This window comes from Pseudomonas sp. AG1028 (assembly GCF_007993955.1).
GTDB classification, from domain to species: Bacteria; Pseudomonadota; Gammaproteobacteria; order Pseudomonadales; family Pseudomonadaceae; genus Aquipseudomonas; species Aquipseudomonas straminea.
This window is the reverse complement of the sequence record NZ_VIVP01000002.1, coordinates 414649-438803: the sequence shown is the minus strand read 5'-3', so window position 1 is coordinate 438803 and position 24155 is coordinate 414649. Positions and strand designations below refer to the sequence as shown.

Annotated in this window: 24 protein-coding genes; 7 read left to right on the top strand and 17 right to left on the bottom strand. The window is 62.5% G+C overall.

What is annotated here, in order from left to right; genetic code table 11:
• Positions 1-36: 36 nt before the first annotated feature.
• From FB481_RS05100 to FB481_RS05090, 3 genes are read right to left on the bottom strand one after another with little or no spacing between them, the layout of a single operon-like run.
• Positions 37-1281 (bottom strand): lipoprotein-releasing ABC transporter permease subunit, encoded by a 1245-nt coding sequence (locus FB481_RS05100; RefSeq protein ID WP_147175261.1) that lies wholly within the window; start codon positions 1279-1281, stop codon positions 37-39.
• Positions 1281-1982, bottom strand: coding sequence for a lipoprotein-releasing ABC transporter ATP-binding protein LolD (gene lolD / locus FB481_RS05095; protein ID WP_093501767.1), 702 nt, complete (start codon positions 1980-1982; stop codon positions 1281-1283). The genes FB481_RS05100 and lolD overlap by 1 nt, the downstream gene beginning before the upstream one ends.
• Positions 1975-3225 (bottom strand): lipoprotein-releasing ABC transporter permease subunit, encoded by a 1251-nt coding sequence (locus FB481_RS05090; RefSeq protein WP_147175260.1) that lies wholly within the window; start codon positions 3223-3225, stop codon positions 1975-1977. The genes lolD and FB481_RS05090 overlap by 8 nt, the downstream gene beginning before the upstream one ends.
• A 95-nt stretch (positions 3226-3320) precedes the next feature.
• On the opposite strand from FB481_RS05090, the gene FB481_RS05085 reads away from it, so the two are divergent.
• From FB481_RS05085 to FB481_RS05070, 4 genes are all read left to right on the top strand, one after another.
• Positions 3321-3893 carry a PilZ domain-containing protein gene (locus tag FB481_RS05085; RefSeq protein WP_147175259.1) on the top strand — a complete coding sequence of 191 codons (573 nt, stop codon included), beginning with the start codon at positions 3321-3323 and terminating at the stop codon, positions 3891-3893.
• On the top strand, positions 3890-4186 hold the full coding sequence (locus FB481_RS05080) for a phosphodiesterase (protein WP_093501773.1): 297 nt from the start codon (positions 3890-3892) through the stop codon (positions 4184-4186). Before FB481_RS05085 ends, FB481_RS05080 begins: the two co-directional genes overlap by 4 nt.
• Positions 4187-4195: 9 nt before the next feature.
• On the top strand, positions 4196-4915 hold the full coding sequence (locus FB481_RS05075) for a glycerophosphodiester phosphodiesterase (protein WP_093501775.1): 720 nt from the start codon (positions 4196-4198) through the stop codon (positions 4913-4915).
• A 101-nt stretch (positions 4916-5016) separates the two neighbouring features.
• Positions 5017-5535 carry an AAA family ATPase gene (locus FB481_RS05070; protein ID WP_093501778.1) on the top strand — a complete coding sequence of 173 codons (519 nt, stop codon included), beginning with the start codon at positions 5017-5019 and terminating at the stop codon, positions 5533-5535.
• A gap of 146 nt (positions 5536-5681) precedes the next feature.
• Here FB481_RS05070 and sthA read toward each other — a convergent pair whose 3' ends face one another.
• The 10 genes from sthA to FB481_RS05020 form a co-directional block, all read right to left on the bottom strand.
• Positions 5682-7076, bottom strand: coding sequence for a Si-specific NAD(P)(+) transhydrogenase (gene sthA / locus FB481_RS05065; protein ID WP_075929404.1), 1395 nt, complete (start codon positions 7074-7076; stop codon positions 5682-5684).
• Positions 7077-7204: 128 nt separating this feature from the next.
• Entirely contained in the window at positions 7205-7432 is a 228-nt protein-coding gene (gene nqrM / locus FB481_RS05060; protein WP_147175258.1) for a (Na+)-NQR maturation NqrM, read from the bottom strand.
• Positions 7429-8460 carry an FAD:protein FMN transferase gene (locus FB481_RS05055; protein ID WP_147175257.1) on the bottom strand — a complete coding sequence of 344 codons (1032 nt, stop codon included), beginning with the start codon at positions 8458-8460 and terminating at the stop codon, positions 7429-7431. Before FB481_RS05055 ends, nqrM begins: the two co-directional genes overlap by 4 nt.
• Positions 8457-9680, bottom strand: coding sequence for an NADH:ubiquinone reductase (Na(+)-transporting) subunit F (nqrF, locus tag FB481_RS05050; protein WP_013791992.1), 1224 nt, complete (start codon positions 9678-9680; stop codon positions 8457-8459). Before nqrF ends, FB481_RS05055 begins: the two co-directional genes overlap by 4 nt.
• Positions 9681-9690: 10 nt before the next feature.
• On the bottom strand, positions 9691-10299 hold the full coding sequence (nqrE, locus tag FB481_RS05045) for an NADH:ubiquinone reductase (Na(+)-transporting) subunit E (RefSeq protein WP_093501784.1): 609 nt from the start codon (positions 10297-10299) through the stop codon (positions 9691-9693).
• A 1-nt stretch (position 10300) separates the two neighbouring features.
• Complete coding sequence (locus tag FB481_RS05040) at positions 10301-10969, bottom strand: NADH:ubiquinone reductase (Na(+)-transporting) subunit D (protein WP_147175256.1); 669 nt, start codon at positions 10967-10969, stop codon at positions 10301-10303.
• A 3-nt stretch (positions 10970-10972) separates the two neighbouring features.
• A complete protein-coding gene (locus FB481_RS05035; RefSeq protein ID WP_147175255.1) occupies positions 10973-11758 on the bottom strand; it encodes a Na(+)-translocating NADH-quinone reductase subunit C in 786 nt (261 codons plus the stop codon).
• A complete protein-coding gene (locus FB481_RS05030; RefSeq protein WP_147175254.1) occupies positions 11751-12962 on the bottom strand; it encodes an NADH:ubiquinone reductase (Na(+)-transporting) subunit B in 1212 nt (403 codons plus the stop codon). The genes FB481_RS05035 and FB481_RS05030 overlap by 8 nt, the downstream gene beginning before the upstream one ends.
• Before the next feature lie 2 nt (positions 12963-12964).
• A complete protein-coding gene (locus FB481_RS05025) occupies positions 12965-14302 on the bottom strand; it encodes a Na(+)-translocating NADH-quinone reductase subunit A (protein WP_093501790.1) in 1338 nt (445 codons plus the stop codon).
• Between the two features lie 354 nt (positions 14303-14656).
• Positions 14657-16105: a glyceraldehyde-3-phosphate dehydrogenase gene (locus tag FB481_RS05020; protein ID WP_093501792.1), complete on the bottom strand. Its 1449-nt coding sequence runs from the start codon at positions 16103-16105 to the stop codon at positions 14657-14659.
• Positions 16106-16257: 152 nt separating this feature from the next.
• On the opposite strand from FB481_RS05020, the gene mfd reads away from it, so the two are divergent.
• On the top strand, positions 16258-19701 hold the full coding sequence (gene mfd, locus FB481_RS05015; protein WP_093501794.1) for a transcription-repair coupling factor: 3444 nt from the start codon (positions 16258-16260) through the stop codon (positions 19699-19701).
• A 227-nt stretch (positions 19702-19928) separates the two neighbouring features.
• Here the strand turns inward: mfd and nagZ are convergent, their stop codons facing one another.
• Together nagZ and FB481_RS05005 are read right to left on the bottom strand one after the other, a co-directional pair.
• Entirely contained in the window at positions 19929-20927 is a 999-nt protein-coding gene (nagZ, locus tag FB481_RS05010) for a beta-N-acetylhexosaminidase (RefSeq protein WP_167363115.1), read from the bottom strand.
• A 147-nt stretch (positions 20928-21074) separates the two neighbouring features.
• Entirely contained in the window at positions 21075-21779 is a 705-nt protein-coding gene (locus FB481_RS05005) for a TetR/AcrR family transcriptional regulator (RefSeq protein WP_093501798.1), read from the bottom strand.
• Positions 21780-22035: 256 nt separating this feature from the next.
• Between FB481_RS05005 and lexA the strand changes: the two genes are divergently transcribed.
• Complete coding sequence (lexA, locus tag FB481_RS05000; RefSeq protein ID WP_013792002.1) at positions 22036-22650, top strand: transcriptional repressor LexA; 615 nt, start codon at positions 22036-22038, stop codon at positions 22648-22650.
• A gap of 11 nt (positions 22651-22661) precedes the next feature.
• Positions 22662-23117: an SOS-induced cell division inhibitor SulA gene (gene sulA / locus FB481_RS04995; RefSeq protein ID WP_093501802.1), complete on the top strand. Its 456-nt coding sequence runs from the start codon at positions 22662-22664 to the stop codon at positions 23115-23117.
• 91 nt (positions 23118-23208) lie between these two features.
• On the opposite strand, the gene FB481_RS04990 is transcribed toward sulA, so the two are convergent.
• Both FB481_RS04990 and FB481_RS04985 read right to left on the bottom strand, forming a co-directional pair.
• Positions 23209-23448, bottom strand: coding sequence for a hypothetical protein (locus tag FB481_RS04990; protein ID WP_027910358.1), 240 nt, complete (start codon positions 23446-23448; stop codon positions 23209-23211).
• Positions 23449-23587: 139 nt separating this feature from the next.
• A complete protein-coding gene (locus FB481_RS04985) occupies positions 23588-24109 on the bottom strand; it encodes a DUF6586 family protein (protein WP_093501804.1) in 522 nt (173 codons plus the stop codon).
• Positions 24110-24155: the final 46 nt, after the last annotated feature.

Below are 24155 nucleotides of genomic sequence, written 5' to 3'. Positions count from 1 at the left end.
TTCGAGCCTAGCAGGCGGACGGTGTAGCGGCGTCCGTCACTCGTAACGCAATGCCTCGGCAGGCTGGGTACGCGAGGCGCGCCAGGACGGATACAGCGTGGCGAGGAAGCTCAGGGTCAGTGCCGCGGTGCAGATCAGCACCACGTCGGCGACCTGCAGCTCCGACGGCAAAGTACTGATGAAGTACACATCCGAGCTGAATACGTGCTGGCCGGTGACCCGCTCCAGCCAACCGACCAGTTCGCTGACGTTGAGCGCCGCCAGCACGCCGAGCACGCCGCCGATCAGGGTGCCGATTACGCCGATCACCGTACCCTGCACCATGAAGATGCCCATGATCTGCCGCGGTGTGGCGCCGAGGGTACGTAGGATGGCGATATCGGCACCTTTGTCGGCAACCACCATGATCAGCGTGGCGATGATGTTGAAGGCCGCCACCGCGACGATCAGCAGCAGCAGCAGACCGATCATGGTCTTTTCCATCTTCATGGCGCTGAACAGACTACCCTGGGTCTGGGTCCAGTCGCTGGTGTGGTAGCCCTCGCCAAGCTGCTTGGCAATCGCCGCAGCGACCTGGGGTGACTGATACAGATCCTTGAGCTTGAGGCGGATGCTCTGCACCGAGCCCGGATCCAGGCGCTGGATCTGCGCCGCGTCGGCGACGTTGATCACCGCCAGGGAGCTGTCCAGATCGGCGCCGACCTTGAAGATGCCGACCACGTTGAGGCGCTGCATGCGCGGCGTGATACCGCCGGGCGCCGAGCTGACCTCAGGCACGATCAGCGCCAGACGATCTCCGATCTGCAGCTGAAAGCGCCGCGCGGTGATCTCGCCGATGATCACCCCGTACTCGCCTTCGCGCAGGTCGCTCAGGCGGCCCTGCACCATGTGGTCGCCGATGATCGAGACCTTCGACTCCAGCGCCGGATCGATGCCGTGCAGCTGAATCGGCTGCATCACGCCGCGGTAGGACAGCATGCCTTCCAGCTCGGCGAACGGCACCGCCGCCTCGACCCGAGGATTGTCCAGCGCCACCTTCGCAGTTGCCTGCCAGTCGGTCAGGGCTGGCGAGCCGGCAATGGTCGCGTGGGGAACCATGCCGAGGATGCGCGAGCTCATTTCCCGGTGAAAGCCATTCATCACCGACAGCACCACGATCATCGCCAGCACGCCCAGGGACAGGCCGATCATCGAGGTCAGGGAAATGAATGAAATGAAGTGATTACGCCGCTTGGCGCGGGTGTAACGCAGGCCGATGAAGACACTCAGCGGGCGAAACATCAGGCGTTCACCAGCTTGCCGTCTTCCAGGCTCAGCACCCGGTCCATCTGCCGCGCCAGCTGCAAGTCGTGGGTCACGATCAGGAAGGCAGTCTGCGATTGGCTGCTCAGCTCGCGCATCAGTTCCTGAATACCCTGGGCGGTGTGCGAATCCAGGTTGCCAGTGGGCTCGTCGAGCAACACCAGGCCAGGGCGATTGACCAGGGCACGGGCAATAGCCACGCGCTGACGCTCGCCACCGGAAAGTTCGGCAGGTTTATGACTCAGACGATGACCAAGGCCGACGCGCTCGAGCAGCTCGGTGGCACGCTGACGCGCTTCGGGAATCGGCGTTTTGCCGATCAACAGCGGCATGCACACGTTTTCCAGCGCGGTGAACTCGGCCAGCAGGTGATGGAACTGGTAGACGAAACCCAGTGCGCGATTGCGCAGCAAACCGCGTTGCTTCTCGTTGAGCGCCGACAGCTCCTCGCCGGCCAGCCACACGCTGCCGCTGCTCGGCGTATCCAGGCCGCCGAGCATGTTGAGCAGCGTACTTTTGCCCGAGCCCGAGCTGCCGACGATGGCCACGCGCTCGCCGGGAAACAGCTCCAGTTGCAGATCGTCGAGCACCACCACCGATTGCGGGCCTTCTTCGTAGCGCTTGCTCAGGTTGCGGCAGCTGAGCACGGCGCCTTGCGCCTGCACGACCGGATCACTCATAACGTAATGCCTCCGCGGGCTGGGTGCGCGCCGCGCGCCAGGCCGGATAAAGAGTAGCGAGGAAACTCAGCAACAATGCCGCTCCACAGACTTGCATCACGTCGGCGAGCATCAGCTGCGACGGCAGGTAGTCGATGAAGTACACGTCGGCATTGAGAAACTTGAAGCCCAGCAGGCGCTCGACGCCGGCGATGATGGCGCTGATGTTCAGCGCGGCGAGAATGCCCAGCAACGCGCCGATGGCGGTGCCAATAACGCCGATTACCGTGCCCTGCACCATGAAGGTGGCCATGATCTGCATCGGCGTGGCGCCCAGGGTACGCAGGATGGCGATATCGCCCTTCTTGTCGTTGACCACCATCACCAGGGTGGAAATGATGTTGAACGCGGCGACGGCGACGATCAGCAACAGCAGCAGGCCGATCATGGCTTTTTCCATGCGGATGGCCTGGTAGAGATTGCCGTGGGTGCGGGTCCAGTCGCGGGCCAGGTAATCATCCTGGCCGAAGCTCTGGGCCAGCTGCCAGGCGATACGCGACGCCTGGAACAGGTCCGCGAACTTGAGGCGGATGCCCTGCACCTGATCCGGCTGATGACGCTGCAGACGGGCCAGATCCTGGACGTGGGTCATGGCCATGAAACCATCGATTTCACCAGCGCCAACGTGGAAGATGCCGACCACGGTAAAGCGCTTCAAACGCGGGAACACGCCGCCCGGGGTGACGGTGACCTCAGGCGCCACGAAGGTGATCTTGTCGCCCATGCCGACGCCCAGCTTGGCAGCGGCTTTGTCGCCGATGACGATCCCGAAGGTGCCAGGCTGCAGATCCTCGAGTCGGCCTTCGCGGAAGAAGTCGCCGATGATCGACACCTTGCGCTCCTCGGCCGGATCCACGGCGTTGATCAGCACCTTCTGCACCTTGCCGTCGTTGGTCAGCAGGCCCTGCATCTGGCTGAAAGGCGCGACCGCGAGCACTTGCGGGTTCTTCAGGGCGCGCTCGGCCAGGCGCTGCCAGTCGGTGATCGGCGTGGCGCTCTCGATGGTCGCATGGGGCACCATGCCCAGCACCCGGGTGCGCATTTCATGGTCGAAGCCATTCATCACCGACAGCACCAGAATCATCACCAGCACGCCAAGCGCCAGCCCGATCATGGAAGTCAGGGAAATGAACGAAACGAAGTGGTTGCGACGCTTGGCCCGCGTGTAGCGCGTACCGAGAAAAACGGACAGGGGTCTGAACATGTGGGGCGCTTGTTCGAGGGAAAGAGAAACGTCCTTGTGGCGGGGCCTGGCGAGCGGCCTTACACTCTGACCACCACTGCTGCCATGGGTTCGCCATGTCGATTCAAGACGAAAACGATCGCCGCGAATACTACCGTATCGAGGACACGATCGCACTGGATTTCACCCCGTTGGCTGGCGCCGAAGCCCTGGCCAGTGACGAGTTTCACGACGCCTCGCCGCTGTTTAATCTGCTCAGCGAACTACATGTGCTGGATTTCGAATCCCAACACCTGCTGCGCAACATCAGCGAGCGCGACCGTACCCTGGCGGGCTACCTCAAGGTGGTCAACAAACGCATCGACCTGCTCGGCCAGGCCATGGCCCAGAGCCTGCTGCGCGATATCGGCCCACCGAAGCGCGTCACGCTATCCGAAGGCGGTATCAGTTTCCTCAACCCGCAACCGGTGGCGGTCGACAGCCATGTGGCCATGAAGATGGTGCTGATGCCCCAGGCGCTGGGCCTGTTGCTACGCGCCAAGGTCGTACATTGCAACGAGCGCGACGGCCAATTCGAGATCGGCGCCGAGTTCGAAGCGCTGACTGACGCACAGCGCCAGTTGCTGGCCCGGCATATCCTGCAGCGTCAGGCGCAGGAGCGCCGCCAGGCCCGCGAGGAACTCACGTGAACCCTTCCAGACTGCTGCTTTCGCTGGTCCTGTTGCTGCCCCTGGCAGCCCAGGCTGACACCCTGACGATTCCCATCGGCCAGCAAGGCGCGGACCTGACCGAGGTGCCGCAAAAGGGCCAGTCCAAGCGCTCGGTGCTGGAGCGCTTCGGCCTCGCCGATGAAGAACACCCCGCAGTCGGCAAGCCGCCGATCACCCGCTGGGACTACCGCGAATTCAGCGTCTATTTCGAATACGATCATGTGATCGACAGCGTGCGCCACTTGCAACCGCGCACCACCGCCACCGAGTAAGGAGCAACCGTGACCCTGATCTACGGCCATCGCGGCGCCAAGGGCGAAGCCCCGGAAAATACCCTGGTCAGTTTTCAGCAGTGCCTGGAGCACGGCGTGCGCCGCTGTGAATTGGACCTGCACTTGTCGCGTGACGGCGAGCTGATGGTCATCCACGACCCGACGCTCAAGCGCACCACCGGCCAGCGCGGCAAGGTGGTCGAGCACGACGCCGCCGAACTGGTGCACTACGACGCCCGCCGTGGCGGCCCTGGCTGGCGTCACCCCTGCCCCATTCCCCGGCTGAGCGAACTGTTCGAGCAATGCGATTTCGAGCACTGGCAGTTGGAGGTCAAGAGCGCCTCCAAAGTACGTGCCGCGCGCACCGTGGAAGCCATCGCCCTGCTCAGCCGCCGCTTCGGCCTGGATGACAAGATCACCATCACCTCCAGCTCCCGCGAAGTGCTCAGCGCCGCCCAGCGCCTGACGCCGCACCTGGGCCGCGGTCTGGTAGCCGAATACGCCTGGCTGGACCCGATCAAGGTGGCACGCAACTACGGCTGCGATCTGCTGGCCCTGAACTGGACGCTGTGCACCCCGGAACGCCTGCTCAAGGCGCAAAAAGCCGGCCTCCATGTGTCGGTATGGACGGTCAACGAACCCGCCCTGATGCGCCGCCTCGCAGACTTCGGCGCGGACAGCATCATCACCGACTTCCCGGGTATCGCCGTCAGTACGTTGCGCGGTTAGGCACGTTATCAACATGTGGGAGCGCGCCATGCGCGCGAAATCACGGGCATGGCCCGTTCCCACATAAGCCTGGGTGCCGCTCAGGATTTAAAGGACAGAACATGCTGATCGTCTTCAGCGGCCTGCCCGGCACCGGCAAGACCACGCTTGCCAAAGCCCTGGCCACCCAACTTGAAGCCGTTTACCTGCGTATCGACAGCATCGAACAGGCGCTACGCAATAGCGGCACCCTCAGACGGGAGGTCGGCAGCAGCGGTTATCAGGTGGCCAACGCCATGGCGCTGGATAACCTCAAGATGGGACGCCGGGTGATCGCCGACTGCGTCAATCCCGTCGCGGAAAGCCGCCAGGCCTGGGCTGATACAGCCGCAAAAGCGGGATGCCCATTGTTGAACGTGCAGATCATCTGTTCCGATCTTGATCGACATCGCCAACGCGTGGAATCACGAATCAGCGACGTACCGGGGCTGGTGTTACCGGACTGGCGGTCAGTCACGGCCCACGAGTACGAATCCTGGACGCAGGCGCCACTGACCGTCGATACCGCGCAGCTGTCGACAGACGTAGCGCTGGCACTGCTCATTGAGCACGTAACCGCAGCCATCAAAAACCGCGCTTGAAAACCTGAAAGGCCCGCCCATAAAAAAACCGATCCACCAGGGATCGGTTTTCTGGCCTGCTCAGACGCTCTCGCGGTTTGGCCAGCGCCAGTCGCGGGAGTCGGCGAACGGATCCCCGACCGGCTCAGGCCGCCGGCCGGAGCCGCTCAAAAAAGCCGGTTGAGCCCGTCGAACGCCGCCACCCGGTAGGCCTCGGCCATGGTCGGGTAGTTGAAGGTGGTGTTGACGAAATACTTGAGGGTATTCGCCTCGCCCTTCTGGTTCATGATCGCCTGGCCGATGTGCACGATCTCCGAAGCCTGGTAGCCGAAGCAGTGCACGCCGAGCACTTCCAGGGTTTCGCGGTGGAAGAGGATCTTCAGCATGCCCACCGGCTCGTGGGAGATCTGCGCCCGCGCCATGCTCTTGAAGAACGCCTTGCCGACTTCGTACGGAATCTTCGCCTTGGTAAGCTCGTGCTCGTTCTTGCCGATCGAGCTGATCTCGGGAATGGTGTAGATGCCGGTCGGGATGTCGTCGACGATCCGCCAGCTGCCGTTGTCGACGATGCTGCCAGCGGCCGAACGGCCCTGGTCGGCGGCGGCACTGGCCAGGCTCGGCCAACCGATCACGTCACCGGCGGCATAGATGTTCGGGACTTCGGTACGGTAGTACTCGTCGACCTGCACCTGGCCACGGCTGTTGACGTTGATACCGATGTTTTCCAGGCCCAGCTTGTCAGTGTTGCCGGTACGGCCGTTACACCACAGCAGCGCATCGGCCTTGATCTTCTTGCCGGATTTCAGGTGCAGGATCACTCCGTTGTCCAGGCCCTCGATGCGCTCGTACTCCTCGTTGTGACGAATCAGCACGTTGTTGGTGCGCAGGTGATAGCTCAGGGCGTCGGAGATTTCCGAGTCGAGGAAGCTCAGCAACTGATCGCGGTTGTCGATCAGGTCGACCAGCACGCCCAGGCCGCTGAAGATCGAGGCGTACTCGCTGCCGATCACGCCGGCGCCGTAGATGATCAGACGACGCGGGGTGTGGCTGAGAGTGAGGATGGTGTCGCTGTCGTAGACGCGTGGATGGTTGAAGTCGACGTCAGCCGGGCGGTACGGGCGCGAGCCGGTGGCGATGATCACCTGCTTGGCCGACAGGGTTTCCACTACGCCATTGGGGCAGACCACTTCGATGGTCTGCTCGTCGGCGAAGCTACCGGTGCCGAAGAACACATCGATGCGGTTGCGCGCGTAGTAACCGGTGCGCGAGGTGACCTGCTTGGCGATCACCCGCTCGGCGCTTTTCAGCACGTCAGGGAAGGAGAACCAGCGCGGCTCGCCGATCTGGCGGAACATGGGGTTGGTGTTGAACTGCATGATCTGCCGCACCGAGTGGCGCAGGGCCTTGGACGGGATGGTGCCCAGGTGGGTGCAGTTGCCGCCCACTTCACGGCGGTCATCGACCACCGCCACCTTGCGACCGGCCTTGGCCGCGTTCATCGCCGCCCCTTCACCCGCCGGGCCGGAACCCAATACCACGACATCGTAGTTGTAGACCGCCATGTTCACTCCTCTGATCACGCCGTAACGCTTATTGCGCGTTATCGACAGAACCAGGCCGAACGGGTGGCCTGGTACGCAACATCATGCAAAACGTTGCATAGGGTAACGTCCTATGCAGCGCTTGGCGATCAGCGCTTGCTGGCGTCGTAGGTTTGCACGCGGGATTGGCTGCTGCCCTCACCCGATACCTCCGGGCATTTCTCGCGGTCATCGCCGCAGATCGAGCATTTCTTCTCGATGCCCAAGTTGGCGATACCGCCACAGGAGCCGGCGATGGGCTTGCGGCCCATCATCACCCCAACGGCCATCAGACCGACGACGGTGAGCATGATCAGAAAAACCATCACGAATGTCATTGTTTGCCTCCCGCAGCGAACAGCTGCTCGAAAGTGGCGGTACTGCGTGTGACGAATCCGTCACCCTCACGGGTCACGAAGAACGCCGCGATGCCCTCGCGCTCGGCATATTCCCAGCCCTTTTCCGGGCCAAGCACCAGCAGCATGGTGGACAGCCCATCGGCCATCAGCGCGGTGGGTGCCGCCACGGTAACCGCCGCCAGGTTGTGCTGAATAGGCGCAGCGGTCAGTGGGTCGAGGGTGTGGGAGTAACGTACGCCCTGCTCCTCGAAATAGTTGCGGTAGTCACCGGAGGTGGAGATGCCATAGCCGTCCAATTCGAGTACGCGCTGGATGGCACGCTGATCATCGCGCGGCGCCTCGAGAGCGATGCGCCATGGCTGACCATCGGGCTTGCGCCCTACCGCCTTGAGCTCACCGGTGGCTTCGACCAGGTAACTGCTCACCCCACGTTCGACCAGCTTGGCGATGATTCGGTCAACCGTATAGCCGGCCGCGATGCTGTTGAAGTCGACCTGCAGGTCGATGTCCTTGCACAGCCGATCGCCGTCGATATGCAGATGATCCTGACCAACACGTGCACGAACGTCCTTCAACGCCTCGGCATCCGGCACCTGACGCTCGCCACTTCCATGGGGGCCGAAGCCCCACAGATTAAGTAGCGGCTCCACCGTCAGGTCGAACGCCCCACCGCTGTCGCGATGCAGTGCATTGCCGGTCTCGACCAGTTGCAACACGCCTGCTGGCATCGGCATGCAGGTGCCAGCAGGTGCGCGGTTGAACTGTTCGATCAGCGAATCGTCGCGGTAGGTGGACATCTGCTCGTCGACTTCGGCGAAGATCGCCTCCACATCGGCCTTCAGCGATGCCTTGTCCGGCATGCCCTTGCCGCTGACGTACTTCACCGAATAGGTGCTGCCCTGCGCCGGGCCACCGAACTCCTCAACTGTCTCGGAAAAACCGCAGCCCACCAATGTCGTAGCCAGGGCTACGACAAGGGCGGGCTGTTTCAGAGCGGCTGCAATCATCCGCCGAAATCGTCGAGCAGGATGTTGTCCTGTTCGACACCCAGGTCGGTGAGCATCTTGATCACGGCAGCGTTCATCATGGGCGGGCCGCACATGTAGAACTCGCAATCCTCGGGCGCCGGATGATCCTTGAGGTAGTTTTCGTAGAGCACGTTGTGAATGAAGCCCTTGAGCCCCGTCCAGTTGTCTTCCGGCTGCGGGTCGGACAGCGCCAAGTGCCACTCGAAGTTGGGGTTCTCCGCCTGCAGCTGATCGTACTCTTCGGTATAGAAGGCCTCGCGCATCGAGCGCGCACCGTACCAGAAGCTGATCTTGCGCTTGGATTTCAGGCGCTTAAGCTGGTCGAAGATGTGCGAACGCATCGGCGCCATGCCGGCACCGCCGCCGATGAAGACCATCTCGGCATCAGTGTCCTTGGCGAAGAATTCACCGAACGGACCGTACACGGTGACCTTGTCACCCGGCTTGAGGCTGAACACCCAGGACGACATCTTGCCCGGCGGCAGATGGTCCTTGCCCGGCGGTGGCGAGGCAATACGGATGTTGAATTTCACCAGGCCGACTTCTTCGGGATAGTTGGCCATGGAGTAGGCTCGGATCACCGTCTCGTCGACCTTGGACACGTACTTCCACTGGTTGAATTTGTCCCAGTCGCCGCGGTACTCCTCCTGGATGTCGAAGTCCTTGTAGTGCACGGTGTGCGGCGGGCACTCCAGCTGTACGTAGCCGCCAGCACGGAAGTCGACGTTCTCGCCTTCCGGCAACTTAAGGGTCAACTCCTTGATGAAGGTGGCCACGTTCGGGTTGGACTCGACCGTGCATTCCCACTTCTTCACGCCGAACACTTCTTCGGGCACTTCGATCTTCATGTCCTGCTTGACCGGGGTCTGGCAGGACAGACGCCAGCCCTCGCGGGCCTCGCGCTTGTTGAAGTGCGACTCCTCGGTGGACAGCATCTCGCCGCCGCCGCTTTCCACGATGCACTTGCACTGCGCACAGGTACCACCGCCGCCACAGGCCGACGACAGGAAGATGTCATTCTCGGCCAGGGTCTGCAGCAGCTTGCCGCCAGCCGGAACGGTGATGGTGCGCTCACCATTGATCTCGATGTTCACGTCGCCGCCAGAAACCAGACGCGCACGCGCCATGAGGATCACGGCGACCAGTGCCACGATGACCCCGGTGAACATGGAGACTGCTACCAGAATTTCAAAAGCCATCGGCAACCCCTTACAGCTGTACGCCGGAGAACGACATGAAGCCCAGCGACATCAGGCCAACGGTGATAAAGGTCAGGCCCAGACCGCGCAGACCGGCGGGTGGATCGCTGTACTTGAGCTTCTCGCGGATAGCGGCCAGCAGTACGATCGCCAGCGCCCAGGACACCCCGGCACCGGCACCATAGACCACGCTCTCGGTGAAGTTGTAGTCGCGCTCGACCATGAAGAGCGTGCCGCCGAAGATGGCACAGTGCACGGTGATCAGCGGCAGGAAGATACCGAGCGCGTTGTAGAGCGCGGGCAGGTACTTGTCGAGCACCATCTCCATGATCTGTACCACCGCGGCGATCAGGCCGATGTAGCAGATCAGGCCGAGGAAGCTCAGGTCGGTATCCGGCATGCCGGCCCAGCTCAGCGCGCCTTCCTTGAGCAGGTAGACGTAGAGCAGGTTGTTGAGCGGCACGGTGATGATCATCACCACGATGACCGTCAGGCCGAGCATCAGGGACGTTTCGACCTTCTTGGAAATCGCCAGGAAGGTGCACATGCCCAGGAAGAACGCCAGCGCCATATTCTCGATGAACACCGCGCGGACGAACAGGCTGATGTAATGTTCCATATCAGTAAGCCTCCTCGTTCTTCACCTGCGGCGCCATGCGGTACTCGACCTTCTCGACCTGCTCCTTCTTGTAGCTACGCAGTGCCCAGATGAACAGACCGATCAGGAAGAACGCCGACGGCGGCAGCAGCAGCAAGCCATTGGGCTGGTACCAGCCGCCATTGTTGACGGTATGCATGATTTCCACGCCTAAGAGCGAGCCGGCGCCGAACAGTTCACGCACCACGCCCAGTGCCACCAGCATGGCGCTGTAACCAAGACCATTGCCGATGCCGTCGACGAACGAGGCCAGCGGCGGGTTGGACATGGCGAAGGCTTCGGCGCGGCCCATGACGATGCAATTGGTGATGATCAGGCCGACGAACACCGACAACCGCTGACTCAGGCTGTAGGCGTAGGCTTTGAGGAACTGATCGACCACGATGACCAGTGAAGCAATGATCACCACCTGGGCGATCATGCGAATCGAGCTTGGAATCTGGTTGCGGACCAGGGCAATGAAGAAACCGGAAAAACCGGTTACCAGCGTCAAGGCCACCGACAACACCAGGGCGGTGCTGAGGCTGGAGGTGACTGCAAGTGCCGAACAGATACCGAGAATCTGCAGCCCGATCGGGTTCTTGTTGAGAATCGGATCGAGCAGCAACTCTTTCATGGTGGGTTTGGACATGGATCAAGCCTCCCCTGCGGACAGCTTCTTGAGAAACGGCGCGAAGCCGTCCTCGCCGAGCCAGAAGTGAATCATGTGAGTCACGCCGTTACCGGTCAGCGTCGCGCCAGCAATGGCGTCGACCTGGTAATCAGCCTGCGGGCTCTGCGGGTTGACGCTGCCCTTGATCACGCGCAGGGTCGGCTCTCCATCCTGGTAAACCTTCTTGCCAACCCACTTGGCCTGCCAGTTGGGATTATCGATCTCGCCACCCAGGCCCGGCGTTTCGCCGTGCTGATAGAAGCCGATACCGGCAACCGTTTCCAGATCGCTCTGCAGTGCAACGAAACCGTACATGGTCGACCACAGGCCATAACCCCGCACCGGCAGCACCAGACGCTCGAGCTCGCCGTTCTGCTCGATCTGATAGACCACTGCGTAGTGTTCCAGACGGCGGATCGACGCGATGTCCTTGTCCTCCGGGATCTGGCTGGCCAGCGAGCCATCGGCAACCGACTTGTTCTGATCGAAGGTATGGGGGTCGAAGGCGTCGCTGTATTCGCCGGTGCGCAGGTCGACCAGACGCGGCGTCACGCGCGAGGCGAACACTTCACGCACTTCGTCACTGGACATGCCGGGCTGCCACAGTTCGGCAATCTCCAGCACGGCACGCTGACGGTCGACCAATGCGTTTTCCTGCTGGGCCGGCCGCAGGATCAGCGCCGCCGCCGATACGGCGATGGAACACACCAGGCACATAACCAATGCCACTACCAGGGTGCGGACGGGTGTTTCTCTCAACTTAGACATTACGTGCCAGCCTCCGCTTGACGTTGGCCCGTACCACATAGTGGTCGATCAGGGGCGCACACAGGTTGCCGAACAGGATCGCCAGCATCATGCCTTCCGGGAACGCCGGGTTGACCACGCGGATGATGGTCACCAACAGGCCGATGAGGATGCCGAAGATCCACTTGCCGGTATTGGTCATGGACGCCGACACCGGGTCGGTGGCCATGAAGATCATGCCGAAGGCGAAGCCCCCGGTGACCAGATGCCAGTACCAGGGCATGGCGAACAGCGGGTTGTTGTCCGAAGCGATTGCGTTGAACAGCGTGGCGGTAGCAATCATGCCGATCATCACGCCGCTGACGATGCGCCAGGAGGCAATCTTGGTGATCAGCAATACCGCGCCGCCGAGCAGAATCGCCAGGGTGCCGGTCTCGCCGATCGAGCCTGGCATCAGGCCGATGAAGGCATCAGTCCAGGTCAGGCCGTCGCTGATCAGACCATCAACACCGCTGCCGCCGATGGTGGCCAGCGCCGTGGCCCCCGCGTAACCATCTACCGCAGTCCATACGCCGTCACCGGAAATCTGCGCCGGGTAGGCGAAGAACAGGAAAGCGCGGCCGACCAGAGCCGGGTTGAGGAAGTTCTTGCCGGTACCGCCAAACACTTCCTTGCCGATCACCACGCCGAAGCTGATGCCCAGCGCGACCTGCCAGAGCGGAATGCTCGGCGGCAGGATCAGCGCGAACAGCACGGAGGTGACGAAGAAGCCTTCGTTGACCTCGTGACGGCGGATGGAGGCGAACAGCACTTCCCAGAAACCACCGACGATGAACGCCGTCAGGTACACGGGCAGGAAGTACGCCGCGCCCTGAATGAAGTTGTCCCACAGGCTGCTCGGGTCGAAGCCGCCCAGCGCACCGATCAATGCGAAGCGCCAGCCTTCTTGAGCAGCCAGCAGGTCAGGGCTCTGCGCGTACACCAGGTTGGCCTGGTAGCCGGTGTTCCACATGCCGAAGAACATCGCCGGGAAGGTACAGGCCCACACGGTGATCATGATGCGCTTGAGGTCGATGCCGTCACGCACGTGAGCGGTGCTCTTGGTCACGCTGCCGGGGCGATAGAAGAAAGTGTCCACGGCCTCGTAGAGGGCATACCACTTCTCGTACTTGCCGCCTTTTTCGAAGTTGTGTTCGATCTTGTCGAGGAAATCACGCACGCTCACGCTCAGCCCTCCTTCTCGATGAGGGTCAGACAATCGCGCAGGATCGGACCGTATTCGTATTTGCCGGCACACACATAGGTACACAGCGCCAGGTCTTCCTCGTCCAGCTCCAGGCAGCCGAGCTGCTGGGCCATCTCGGTATCACCGACGATCAGCGAGCGCAGCAGTTGGGTGGGCAGGATGTCCAGCGGCATCACTTCTTCATAATTGCCGACCGGCACCATGGCGCGCGGGCTGCCATTGGTGCTGGTGGAGAACGCGAAGCGCTTGGCAGCATTGAGCTTGGAGACGAAGACGTTGAGGATCGAGTGCTTGTTCACCCCGGCGCGCAGGTAATGCAGCATCTCGCGCTCATTGCCTTCGGCCAGGCACGACACCTGCAGGTGATAGCGCCCCAGGTAGGTACAGGCGCCGCGCGAGGTGCGGCCGCCAAGTACCGAGCCGGAGATCACCCGATTCTCGCCCGGCGCCAATTCGCCTGCGGTCAGTTCGGTGAGGTTGGCGCCCAGACGGGTGCGCAGCAGGCGTGGACGCTCGACCACCGGCCCGGCCAGCGCGACCACGCGCTCGACCCACAGCTGGCCCGTGGTGAACAGCTTGCCGACGGCGATCACGTCCTGATAGTTGATCGTCCAGGCGCTCTTGCTGGCACTGACCGGATCCAGAAAATGAATGTGGGTGCCCGGCAACCCAGCCGGGTGCGGCCCGGCGAATACCTCGCTACGCACGCCTTCCACCTGTTCGCCTGGCAGGCTCACGCCCGGCGCCTTGCACAGGAACACCTTGCCCAGTCGCGCCAGCACCTTGAGGCCGCTTTCGAAATCGGCAGCATGCTCGGCAATGATTGGTGCCGGGTCGGCGGCCAGCGGATGGGTGTCGATGGCGGTGACAAAGATCGAGCTCGGCACGGCATCGACGGCTGGCACCTTGCTGAACGGGCGGGTACGCAGCGCCGTCCATAGACCAGACTGCTGCAGATTGTCGCGAACCTGAGCCGCATCGAGGCTAGCCAGCTGGGCGGCCGGATACTGGGCGAAGGTTTCCTGCTCGTCGCCATCTAGGTCGATGACCACCGACTGCAGCACGCGTTTTTCACCGCGGTGAATCGCGCTGACCACACCAGCGCCTGGCGCGGTGTAGTGGATACCCTCCGAACGCTTGTCGGAGAACAACACCTGGCCCAGCTTGACCCGGTCGCCCACCTGTACCGCCATGGTGGGCTTCATCCCGTGATAATCGAAGCCTATGACAGCCACGCTGCGCACCGGTCTCGATGTATCGATCTGCTGAGCCGGCGCGCCTGCTATGGGCAAATCGAGCCCACGTTTTATTTTGATCATAGGTTTGCCTAACCACTGAGCTTATAAATTTTCGAATGACGCCCGACAAACCTTCGGTCACAAAGCAAGACGCACCCCAATATCGCTATTGGCGTGGATCAATGTCGAACGCGGGAGAGAAATCGCCGGGATTATAGAGTTATGCGACAACGGGAAGCCACCCGGGCGGCCGGCTTTTTTCGGATTTCCGTTACAGAACGCAACAAGAATTTAACGCAGGCCGGCTCGCCAAGCAGCGACATAACGCCGCACCACTCTGCCCTCCGGCTTCGACATTGAGCGGCTGCACCAAAACGGCAGGCAAAAAAATGGGAGCCCGAAGGCTCCCATCTGATGTCGCGAGGTGCGCTGCGATCAGCGCGGGAACGCAGGCGGGTTGACCCCGGCCATGTCTTCCATCACACGGATCACCTGGCAGCTGTAGCCGAACTCGTTGTCGTACCAAACGTACAGCACGACGCGGTTGTCGTTGGCGATGGTGGCTTCGGCGTCTACCACACCGGCGTGGCGCGAGCCGACGAAGTCGGTGGAAACCACTTCCTGGGAGCTGACGAAATCGATCTGCTTCTGCAGGTCCGAGTGCATGGCCATCTGGCGCAGGTACTCGTTGATTTCTTCGCGGCTGGTGGCCTTTTCCAAGTTCAGGTTGAGAATAGCCATCGACACGTTCGGCGTCGGGACGCGGATCGCATTGCCGGTCAGCTTGCCCTTGAGCACCGGCAGTGCCTTCGCTGCAGCGGTAGCCGCACCGGTTTCGGTGATGACCATGTTCAGCGCGGCGCTACGGCCACGACGGCTGCCCTTGTGGAAGTTGTCGATCAGGTTCTGGTCGTTGGTGTAAGAGTGAACGGTTTCGACGTGACCATTGACGATGCCGTACTGGTCATTGACGGCTTTGAGCACCGGCACGATGGCGTTGGTGGTGCAGGAGGCCGCCGAGATGATCTTGTCATCGGCGGTGATCTCGCCATGGTTGATGCCATGCACGATATTCTTCAGCGCGCCCTTGCCCGGCGCAGTGAGGATAACGCGGTCGATGCCCGGGCACTTGAGGTGCTGACCCAAGCCCTCGGCATCACGCCATACGCCGGTGTTGTCGACCAGCAGTGCGTCCTTGATGCCGTACTGGGTGTAGTCGATGGCCGACGGATCCTTGGCGTAGATCACCTGGATCAGGTTGCCGTTGGCGGTCAGGGTGCTGTTTTCTTCATCAATGGTGATGGTGCCATTGAACTTGCCATGTACCGAGTCGCGGCGCAGCAGGCTGGCGCGCTTGACCAGGTCGTTCTCGGAGCCCTTGCGCACGACGATGGCGCGCAGACGCAGGCCATCGCCACCACCGGTGTGGTCGATCAGGATGCGCGCCAGCAGACGACCGATACGGCCGAAACCGTACAGCACGACATCAGTGCCCTTGCGCGGCGAAGCGTTCTGCTGATTGACGACCTCGGCCAGCTCATTCTTGACGAACTGCTCGATGCTGCGGCCGTTACCTTCAGCCTTGAACTTGCCGACCATCTTGCCCAGATCGACGGAAGCAGCGCCCAGCTTGAGCTCGCTCATGGCCTTGAGCACGGCGTAGGTGTCATGCACGGCCAGGCCGCTCTCGTCAGCCTGACGGTGACGGGCGAAGCGGTGCGCCTTGAGAATCTCGATGACCGAGCGGTTGATCAGGCTGCGGCCATGGATCGACAGCACCACGTTGTTGTTGCGGTACAGCTGACCAATCAGCGGAATCATCGCCTCGGCGAGGGCTTCACGGTCAATCCATTCACCAAGACACTGGTCGGGCTTCTGAGTCACGGCAATACCTTCCACATGTAGGGGCTGAAAAAAGGGGCTACATTATGACGACCCGGCTGTGGGTCGGCAATCTGCAGCGGTCGAAACACTGACAGTCATCCTCGCGGATAGTTACAATCGGGGGCCAAATCGTTACCAATCGCGAGCCACCCGTGCCTGTACTGCGTCTGCCGTCCTTGCCGGCCACCGCCGGTAAACAACACTGGGGCAACCTGCCCGGTGCCGCGCTGAGCCTGGCCATCGCCGAGGCGGCCAGCTCCGCCAAACGCTTCACACTGCTGCTTACCGCCGACAGCCAGAGCGCCGAGCGCCTGGAGCAGGAACTGAGCTTCTTCGCGCCGGAATTGCCCGTGCTGCATTTCCCGGACTGGGAAACGCTGCCCTACGACCTGTTCTCGCCGCACCAGGACATCATTTCCCAGCGCATCTCGGCACTCTATCGCCTGCCGTCGCTGAGCCATGGCGTGCTGGTGGTGCCGATCACCACCGCCCTGCACCGCCTGCCGCCGAAGCGTTTCCTGCTGGGCAGCAGCCTGGTGCTGGACGTCGGCCAGCGCATCGATGTCGATGAGATGCGCGCACGCCTGGAGGCGGCGGGTTATCGCTATGTCGATACCGTCTACGAACATGGCGAGTTCGCCGTGCGCGGCGCGCTGATCGACCTGTATCCCATGGGCAGCAAGCAGCCGTTCCGTATCGACCTGTTCGATGACGAGATCGAAACCCTGCGCACCTTCGACCCGGAAACCCAGCGCTCGATCGACAAGGTCGAATCGATCAAGCTGCTGCCGGCCCGCGAATTTCCGTTGGAGAAGAAAGCCGTCACCGACTTCCGCGGGCGCTTCCGCGAGCGCTTCGATGTCGACTTCCGCCGTTGCCCGATCTACCAGGATCTGTCCACCGGCATCACCCCGGCGGGCATCGAGTACTACCTGCCGCTGTTCTTCGAGGAAACCGCCACCCTCTTCGACTACCTGCCCCAGGACACCCAGGTGTTCTCGCTGCCGGGCATCGAGAAGGCCGCCGAGCAGTTCTGGACGGACGCCCGCAACCGCTACGACGAACGCCGTGTCGACCCTGAGCGTCCGCTGCTGCCGCCGGCCGATATCTTCCTGCCAGTGGAGGACTGCTTCGCCCGCCTGAAGGACTGGCCCCGGGTGGTGATCAGCCCGGGAGACATCGAACCAGGCGTCGGCCGCACCCGTTTCGAGGCCAGCGCTCTGCCCGACCTGGCGATCCAGGCCAAGACCAGCGAGCCGCTGGCTGCTCTGCGCCGTTTCATCGAGGAATACCCGGGCCGCGTGCTGTTCTGCGCCGAGTCCGCCGGGCGCCGCGAGGTGCTGCTCGAACTGCTTGCCCGCCTCAAGCTCAAGCCCAAGGAAGTCGAAGGCTGGCCGCAGTTCTGCGCGAGCAAGGAGCGCCTGGGCATCACCATCGCGCCGCTCGATGAAGGTCTGCAGCTCGAAGACATCGCGCTGATCGCCGAGAGCCCGCTGTTCGGCCAGCGCATCATGCAGCGCCGCCGCCGCGAGAAGACTCGCGATGCCGGCGACAACGTGATCAAGAACCTCACCGAGCTGCGCGAAGGCGCGCCGGTGGTGCATATCGACCATGGCGTAGGCCGTTACCTGGGCCTGGTGACCATGGAATTCGACGGCCAGGCCGCCGAGTTCCTGGCCCTGATGTATGCCGAGGAAGCAAAGCTCTATGTGCCGGTGGCCAGCCTGCACCTGATCGCCCGCTACACCGGCAGCGACGACGCCCTGGCGCCATTGCACCGGCTGGGATCGGAAACCTGGCAGAAGGCCAAGCGCAAGGCTGCCGAGCAGGTACGCGACGTCGCCGCCGAGCTGCTCGACATCTACGCACGCCGCGCCGCCCGTGAAGGCTACGCGTTCCGCGATCCAAAGGCCGATTACGAAACCTTCAGCGCCGGCTTCCCGTTCGAGGAGACGCCGGACCAGCAGAGCGCCATCGAGGCGGTGCGCGAAGACATGCTCGCCGCCAAGCCGATGGATCGCCTGGTGTGCGGCGACGTCGGCTTCGGCAAGACCGAAGTGGCCATGCGCGCGGCGTTCATCGCCGTGCACGGCGGCCGCCAGGTGGCGATTCTGGTGCCCACCACCCTGCTCGCCCAGCAGCACTACAACAGCTTTCGCGACCGCTTCGCCGACTGGCCGGTGACCGTCGAGGTGATGAGCCGCTTCAAGAGCGCCAAGGAAGTCAGCGCCGCCATCGAGCAGCTGGCCGAAGGCAAGATCGACATCATCATCGGCACCCACAAGCTCTTGCAAGACGACGTCAAGATCAAGAACCTCGGCCTGGTGATCATCGACGAGGAACACCGTTTCGGCGTGCGCCAGAAGGAAGCCCTCAAGGCCCTGCGCAGCGAGGTGGACATTCTCACCCTGACCGCCACGCCGATCCCGCGCACCCTGAACATGGCCGTGTCGGGCATGCGCGACCTGTCGATCATCGCCACGCCGCCGGCGCGGCGCCTGTCGGTGCGCACCTTCGTCATGGAGCAGAACAAGCCGACCATCAAGGAAGCCTTGCTGCGTGAGCTGCTGCGCGGCGGCCAGGTGTATTACCTGCACAACGACGTGAAAACCATCGAGAAATGCGCGGCGGATCTGGCCGAGCTGGTGCCCGAAGCACGCATCGGCATCGGCCACGGGCAGATGAACGAGCGCGAGCTGGAACAGGTGATGGGCGACTTCTACCACAAGCGCTTCAACGTGCTGATCGCCTCGACCATCATCGAGACCGGCATCGACGTGCCGAGCGCCAACACCATCATCATCGAGCGCGCCGACAAGTTCGGCCTGGCCCAGCTGCACCAGTTGCGCGGTCGCGTTGGCCGTAGCCACCACCAGGCCTACGCCTACCTGCTGACCCCGCCACGCAAGCAGATGACCGACGATGCGCAGAAGCGCCTGGAGGCCATTGCCAACGCCCAGGACCTGGGCGCCGGCTTCGTGCTCGCCACCCACGACCTGGAAATCCGCGGCGCCGGCGAGTTACTCGGCGACGGCCAGAGCGGGCAGATTCAGGCGGTCGGCTTCACCCTGTACATGGAAATGCTCGAACGTGCGGTCAAGTCGATCCGCAAGGGTGAGCAGCCGAATCTCGACCAGCCCCTGGGCGGCGGGCCGGAAATCAACCTGCGGGTGCCGGCGCTGATCCCCGAGGACTACCTGCCGGACGTGCACGCCCGCCTGATCCTCTACAAGCGCATCGCCAATGCCACCGACGAGGACGGTCTCAAGGAACTGCAGGTGGAGATGATCGACCGCTTCGGCCTGCTGCCCGAGCCGACCAAGAACCTGGTGCGCATCACGCTGCTCAAGCTGCAATCCGAGCGGCTGGGCATCAAGAAGATCGATGCGGGCCCGCAGGGCGGACGCATCGAATTCGCGGCGGAGACACCGGTCGATCCGCTGACGCTGATCAAGCTGATCCAGAGCGCGCCGAACCGCTACAAGTTTGAGGGCGCCACACTGTTCCGCTTCTCGGTACCGATGGAGCGCGCCGAGGAACGCTTCAATACGCTGGAAGCGCTGCTGGAGCGGCTGCTGGCGACGGTGAAGAGCTGAAAATGATCAGGGCCGCATAAGCGGCCCTGATTGTTTGTTGCATGGGCGATTTAAGACATCGCTTAAGCGACTGCTGTGAAGCAGAAGCGGACGGTCGTGCTGCTATTTGAAACTTACTGCTCATATTTGTGGGCTGAAGCCCACCCTACGAGGCTGGCACGATCTGCAGGGTGGGCTTCAGCCCACCGCTGCAAATGGCTGCTCCCGCCACTAGGCGGAAGTTCGCCTCACTCCACCAACTGCGCAGCCCGCAGCGCCGAAAGCGCCTGCGCCCAACGCGGATCCTGGCGATAGTCGACACCCGGAAAGGCCCGCCGACGCATGCGCGCCAGGCCCTTGGGCGCCACCACCTTGAGTCGCTGCGCGGCCGACAGGGCCAGTTCCGCGGCCGCCCGGTCGTTGCATACCAGGCCCATGTCGCAGCCGGCAGTCAGCGCCGCCTCGATACGACTGGCCGCATCGCCGACCACGTGAGCGCCGGCCATCGAAAGGTCGTCGCTGAAGATCACCCCGTCGAAACCCAGCTCACCGCGCAGGATGTCCTGCAGCCAGCGACGCGAAAAGCCGGCCGGCTGATCATCGACCTGCGGATAGATGACGTGGGCCGGCATCACAGCAGCCAGATCGCGACTCAGCGCGGCGAACGGGCGCAGATCGTTCTGGCGCATTTCCTCCAGGCTGCGCTCATCGGTAGGAATCGCCACGTGGGAGTCGGCCTCGGCCCAGCCATGGCCAGGGAAATGCTTGCCTGTAGCGGCCATGCCCGCCTCTGCCATGCCGCGGATAAAGGCACCGGCTAGTTGCGTGGCACGCTCGGCATCGCCCTCGAAGGCGCGATGGCCAACCACCGCGCTGCGCGCGTGGTCCAGATCCAGTACCGGGGCAAAGCTCAGATCGAGCCCCACCGCCAACACTTCGGTGGCCATCAACCAGCCGCACTGGCGGGCCAGTTGCTCGGCGTCGGCGCAACCGGCAATCGCCCGCATGGCCGGCAGCTTCACAAAGCCCTGTCGCAAGCGCTGAACGCGACCGCCTTCCTGGTCCACCGCCAGCAGCAGATCGGGACGCACCGCGCGAATGGACTCGCACAGCTCACGGACCTGGCGCGGGTTCTCGATATTGCGGGCAAAGATGATCAGGCCGCCCACCTCGGGCTGGCGCAGCAACTGGCGGTCTTCGGCGGTCAGCCAGGTACCGGCGATGTCCACCATCAGGGAGCCATACAGGGGAGTCGTCACAACGCGTATTCCTTGAATAGAAGCTTCACGCCCATGGGACATTGGTGTAACCCAGAGTTCCGGGCCGTGGGCGGTTATCTCGAAGGACGCTAGCTTAGGGGCAGCCAGGAGCCGTGGGCAAGCGATGCCCCCGACTCAAGGCTTGATGATGGGCGGGCTTTTGTGGCGAGGAATGAGCTGCGCAGAGGCGAGGCGCGGATCGGTCACGCCACTCTCCGAGCGCATGCCGGCGGCCAGGAACGGCACCATCAGGCGCATCACCTGCTCGATGGAGGTGTCCACGCCAAAGTCGCTTTCGGCCATGGCGCGCAACGCCTTGATGCCGGACATGCTGAACGCCGCCGCCCCGAGCATGAAGTGCACGCGCCAGAACAGCTCCAGCGGCGGAATACCAGGAGCGGCCTCATGGACCAGGAACATGTAGCGGCGGAATACCTTGCCGTAGACCTCTTCGAGGTACTTACGCAGGTGCCCCTGGCTCTGGCTGAATGCCAGGCCCAGTAAACGCATGAAGATCGACAGATCGTTGCCACTGCGCGGCTTGACCGCCAGGGCCTGCTCGACCAGAAGCTCGAGCAGCTCTTCAAGGCTGAAGGTGACGCCCGGCTTGCTCTGGCGCTTGTCCAGCTCACGCTCCAGGCTGGTGCAGAATGGCCCGAGAAAACGCGAGAACACCGCCTGGATCAGGGCCTTCTTGGAGCCGAAGTGATAATTGACGGCGGCCAGGTTGACCAGGGCCTTGCTGGTAATCAGGCGCAGCGACGTTTCGGCAAAGCCCTTCTCCGCGAACAACTGCTCCGCAGCGTCGAGAATGCGTTCAACGGTTTCCGATTGCGCCATAACATCCACCAGACAAACAAGTGTTTGAAACATACGTTTCAGCGCATGCTACTGTCAAGCCGCGCAAGGCGTATTCTGGATGCTCAGTCATCATTTGGCGATAGCGTCGCACGCAACCCGGCTCCCGGTTGCGCTATGCCGACAACCGATCATCCGCTGCTTGCCGATAAATCCAGGTGGTACGCATCAAGCGATTGCCAAGCACGCCTTACTGTATATAATCCCAGTCACTGTATAAAAAGCCAGAGCGCCTCACATGATCAAGCTGACGCCCCGCCAAGGTGAAATTCTCGCCTTCATCAAGCAGTGCCTGGAAGACAATGGCTATCCCCCGACCCGCGCGGAAATCGCGCAAGCCTTGGGCTTCAAATCGCCCAACGCCGCCGAGGAACACCTCAAGGCCCTGGCACGCAAGGGCGCCATTGAAATGACTCCAGGCGCCTCGCGCGGCATTCGCATTCCGGGCTTCGAGCCCAATCAGCAGGAGGAGGAAGACGGCCTGCCGGTCATTGGCCGCGTCGCCGCCGGCGCGCCAATCCTCGCGCAGCAGCATATAGAGGAAGCCTGCCGGATCAACCCGGACTTCTTCCGCCCCAAAGCCGATTACCTTCTGCGCGTGCGCGGCATGAGCATGAAGGATATCGGCATCATCGATGGCGACCTGCTGGCAGTGCACACCACCAGCGAGGCGCGTAACGGCCAGGTGGTGGTAGCACGTATCGACGATGAAGTGACGGTCAAGCGCTTCAAGCGTGAAGGCAACACCGTGTGGCTGCTGGCGGAAAACCCGGAGTTCGCCCCGATCAAGGTGAATCTGGAAGAGCAGGATCTGGTCATTGAAGGTTTAAGTGTCGGCGTCATCCGCCGCTAATTGGAGGCGTCATGCAGTTCCCCCAGTCGTTGAGCCGTAACCAGCTGCCCCTGTTCGATGCCTTTCTGGCCTCGACCCTCGCAGCCGTAGAAGAACCGGCAAGCCAGGAAACCACCTTCAGCGAAGTGTCGCTGCGTGGTGCAGCCGGCCATTGTCTGACGCTACTGGCGCCCATGCTGCGGGAACTGAGCGAAAAGGATGACGAACGCTGGCTGACTTTGATCGCCCCGCCCGCCAGCCTGACCCAGAACTGGCTACGCGAGGCCGGCCTGAACCGCGAACGTATCCTGCTGCTGCAGCCGCGCCGCAACCAGAGTGCGCTGCAGCTGGCCGAGGAAGCGTTGAAGCTTGGCCGCAGCCACACCGTGGTGAGCTGGCTGCATCCCCTGCCCTCGCACGCCCGCCAGCAACTGGAAACAGCGGCACGTACCGGCAAAGCGCAGAGCCTGAATATCAGCCTGGGTTGAAATCTGGCGGCGTAACGATCGACTAGATAAACAAAAGGCCAGCACATCTGCTGGCCTTTTGTTTATCTGGGCTCGCTCAGGCCAATGCCTGTCAATGAAGTACCCGCGGCTGTTCGTCTTCTTCGTGCTCGAAATCGCCTTCGGCCATTCGACCTGCCATCTGCACACCGACGTTGAGCATCGCCTTGGCGACCTCCACGTGCTGACCCTGCAGGAAGGCCTTGGCATCTTCCGAGAAATCCAGCACCACCAGCGCTTCCTCATCGTCGGCTCGACGCAGGGCAATACGCCCATCGGGCAGTTCGACGATCTCAAGGAAGGATGTAGGCATGACTCGGATTCTCCACGAAGGGCAGTACCTCAAGGAGGCGTGCCGCAAAAGGCCGTACAGTGTAACAGCCAGTCCGCCCGATGGCTTGGCGAAAAACCTGCCAGATGCCAACGGACTTTCAATCAGCGACAGGCGGTGCTCACCACTCGCTCAGGCCTTCACGAAAACGCTGGGCAAGGGCTTTGAGTTCCTGCCGCCAGTTTTCCAGGGTTTCACGCGCCAGCTGTGGCGCCTGCTCATCGACGCTCACCGCCTGGATCAACGCCGAAGCGCCGGGCTCGCCTTTCAGCTCACGTGGCGGGCGCGGCGGCTTGAACAGCTCGGCGTGTGCGGCCAGCAACTGCCCCAGCCAAGCGTCACGATTTGCCGCCAGCTCGACCAGCTCAGCCAGCTCGGGGCTCGGCGCGCCATCGAGGTTCTGCCGGTCCAGCAGCACCTCGGCACGCGCGGCGCTGCTGTTGGGCAAGCGATAAAAACCGGCGATCTCATGGCACAGCCCGAGCAGCGCGCCGTACAGATGAAACAGCGTGGCTTCGCGCTCGGCCTGCACCAATGCCTGAGCATTCATCGCCCGGCCTTCCTCAGCCTTGCGCCAGGATTCCAGAGACAGCCCGGCATAGAAGATCTTCTGATTGGTGCGGGTATACAGCTCGCCAGCCATTTGCATTCTCCAGATGGCGCCGGGCGCACGCCGCGAGGGGGCACCC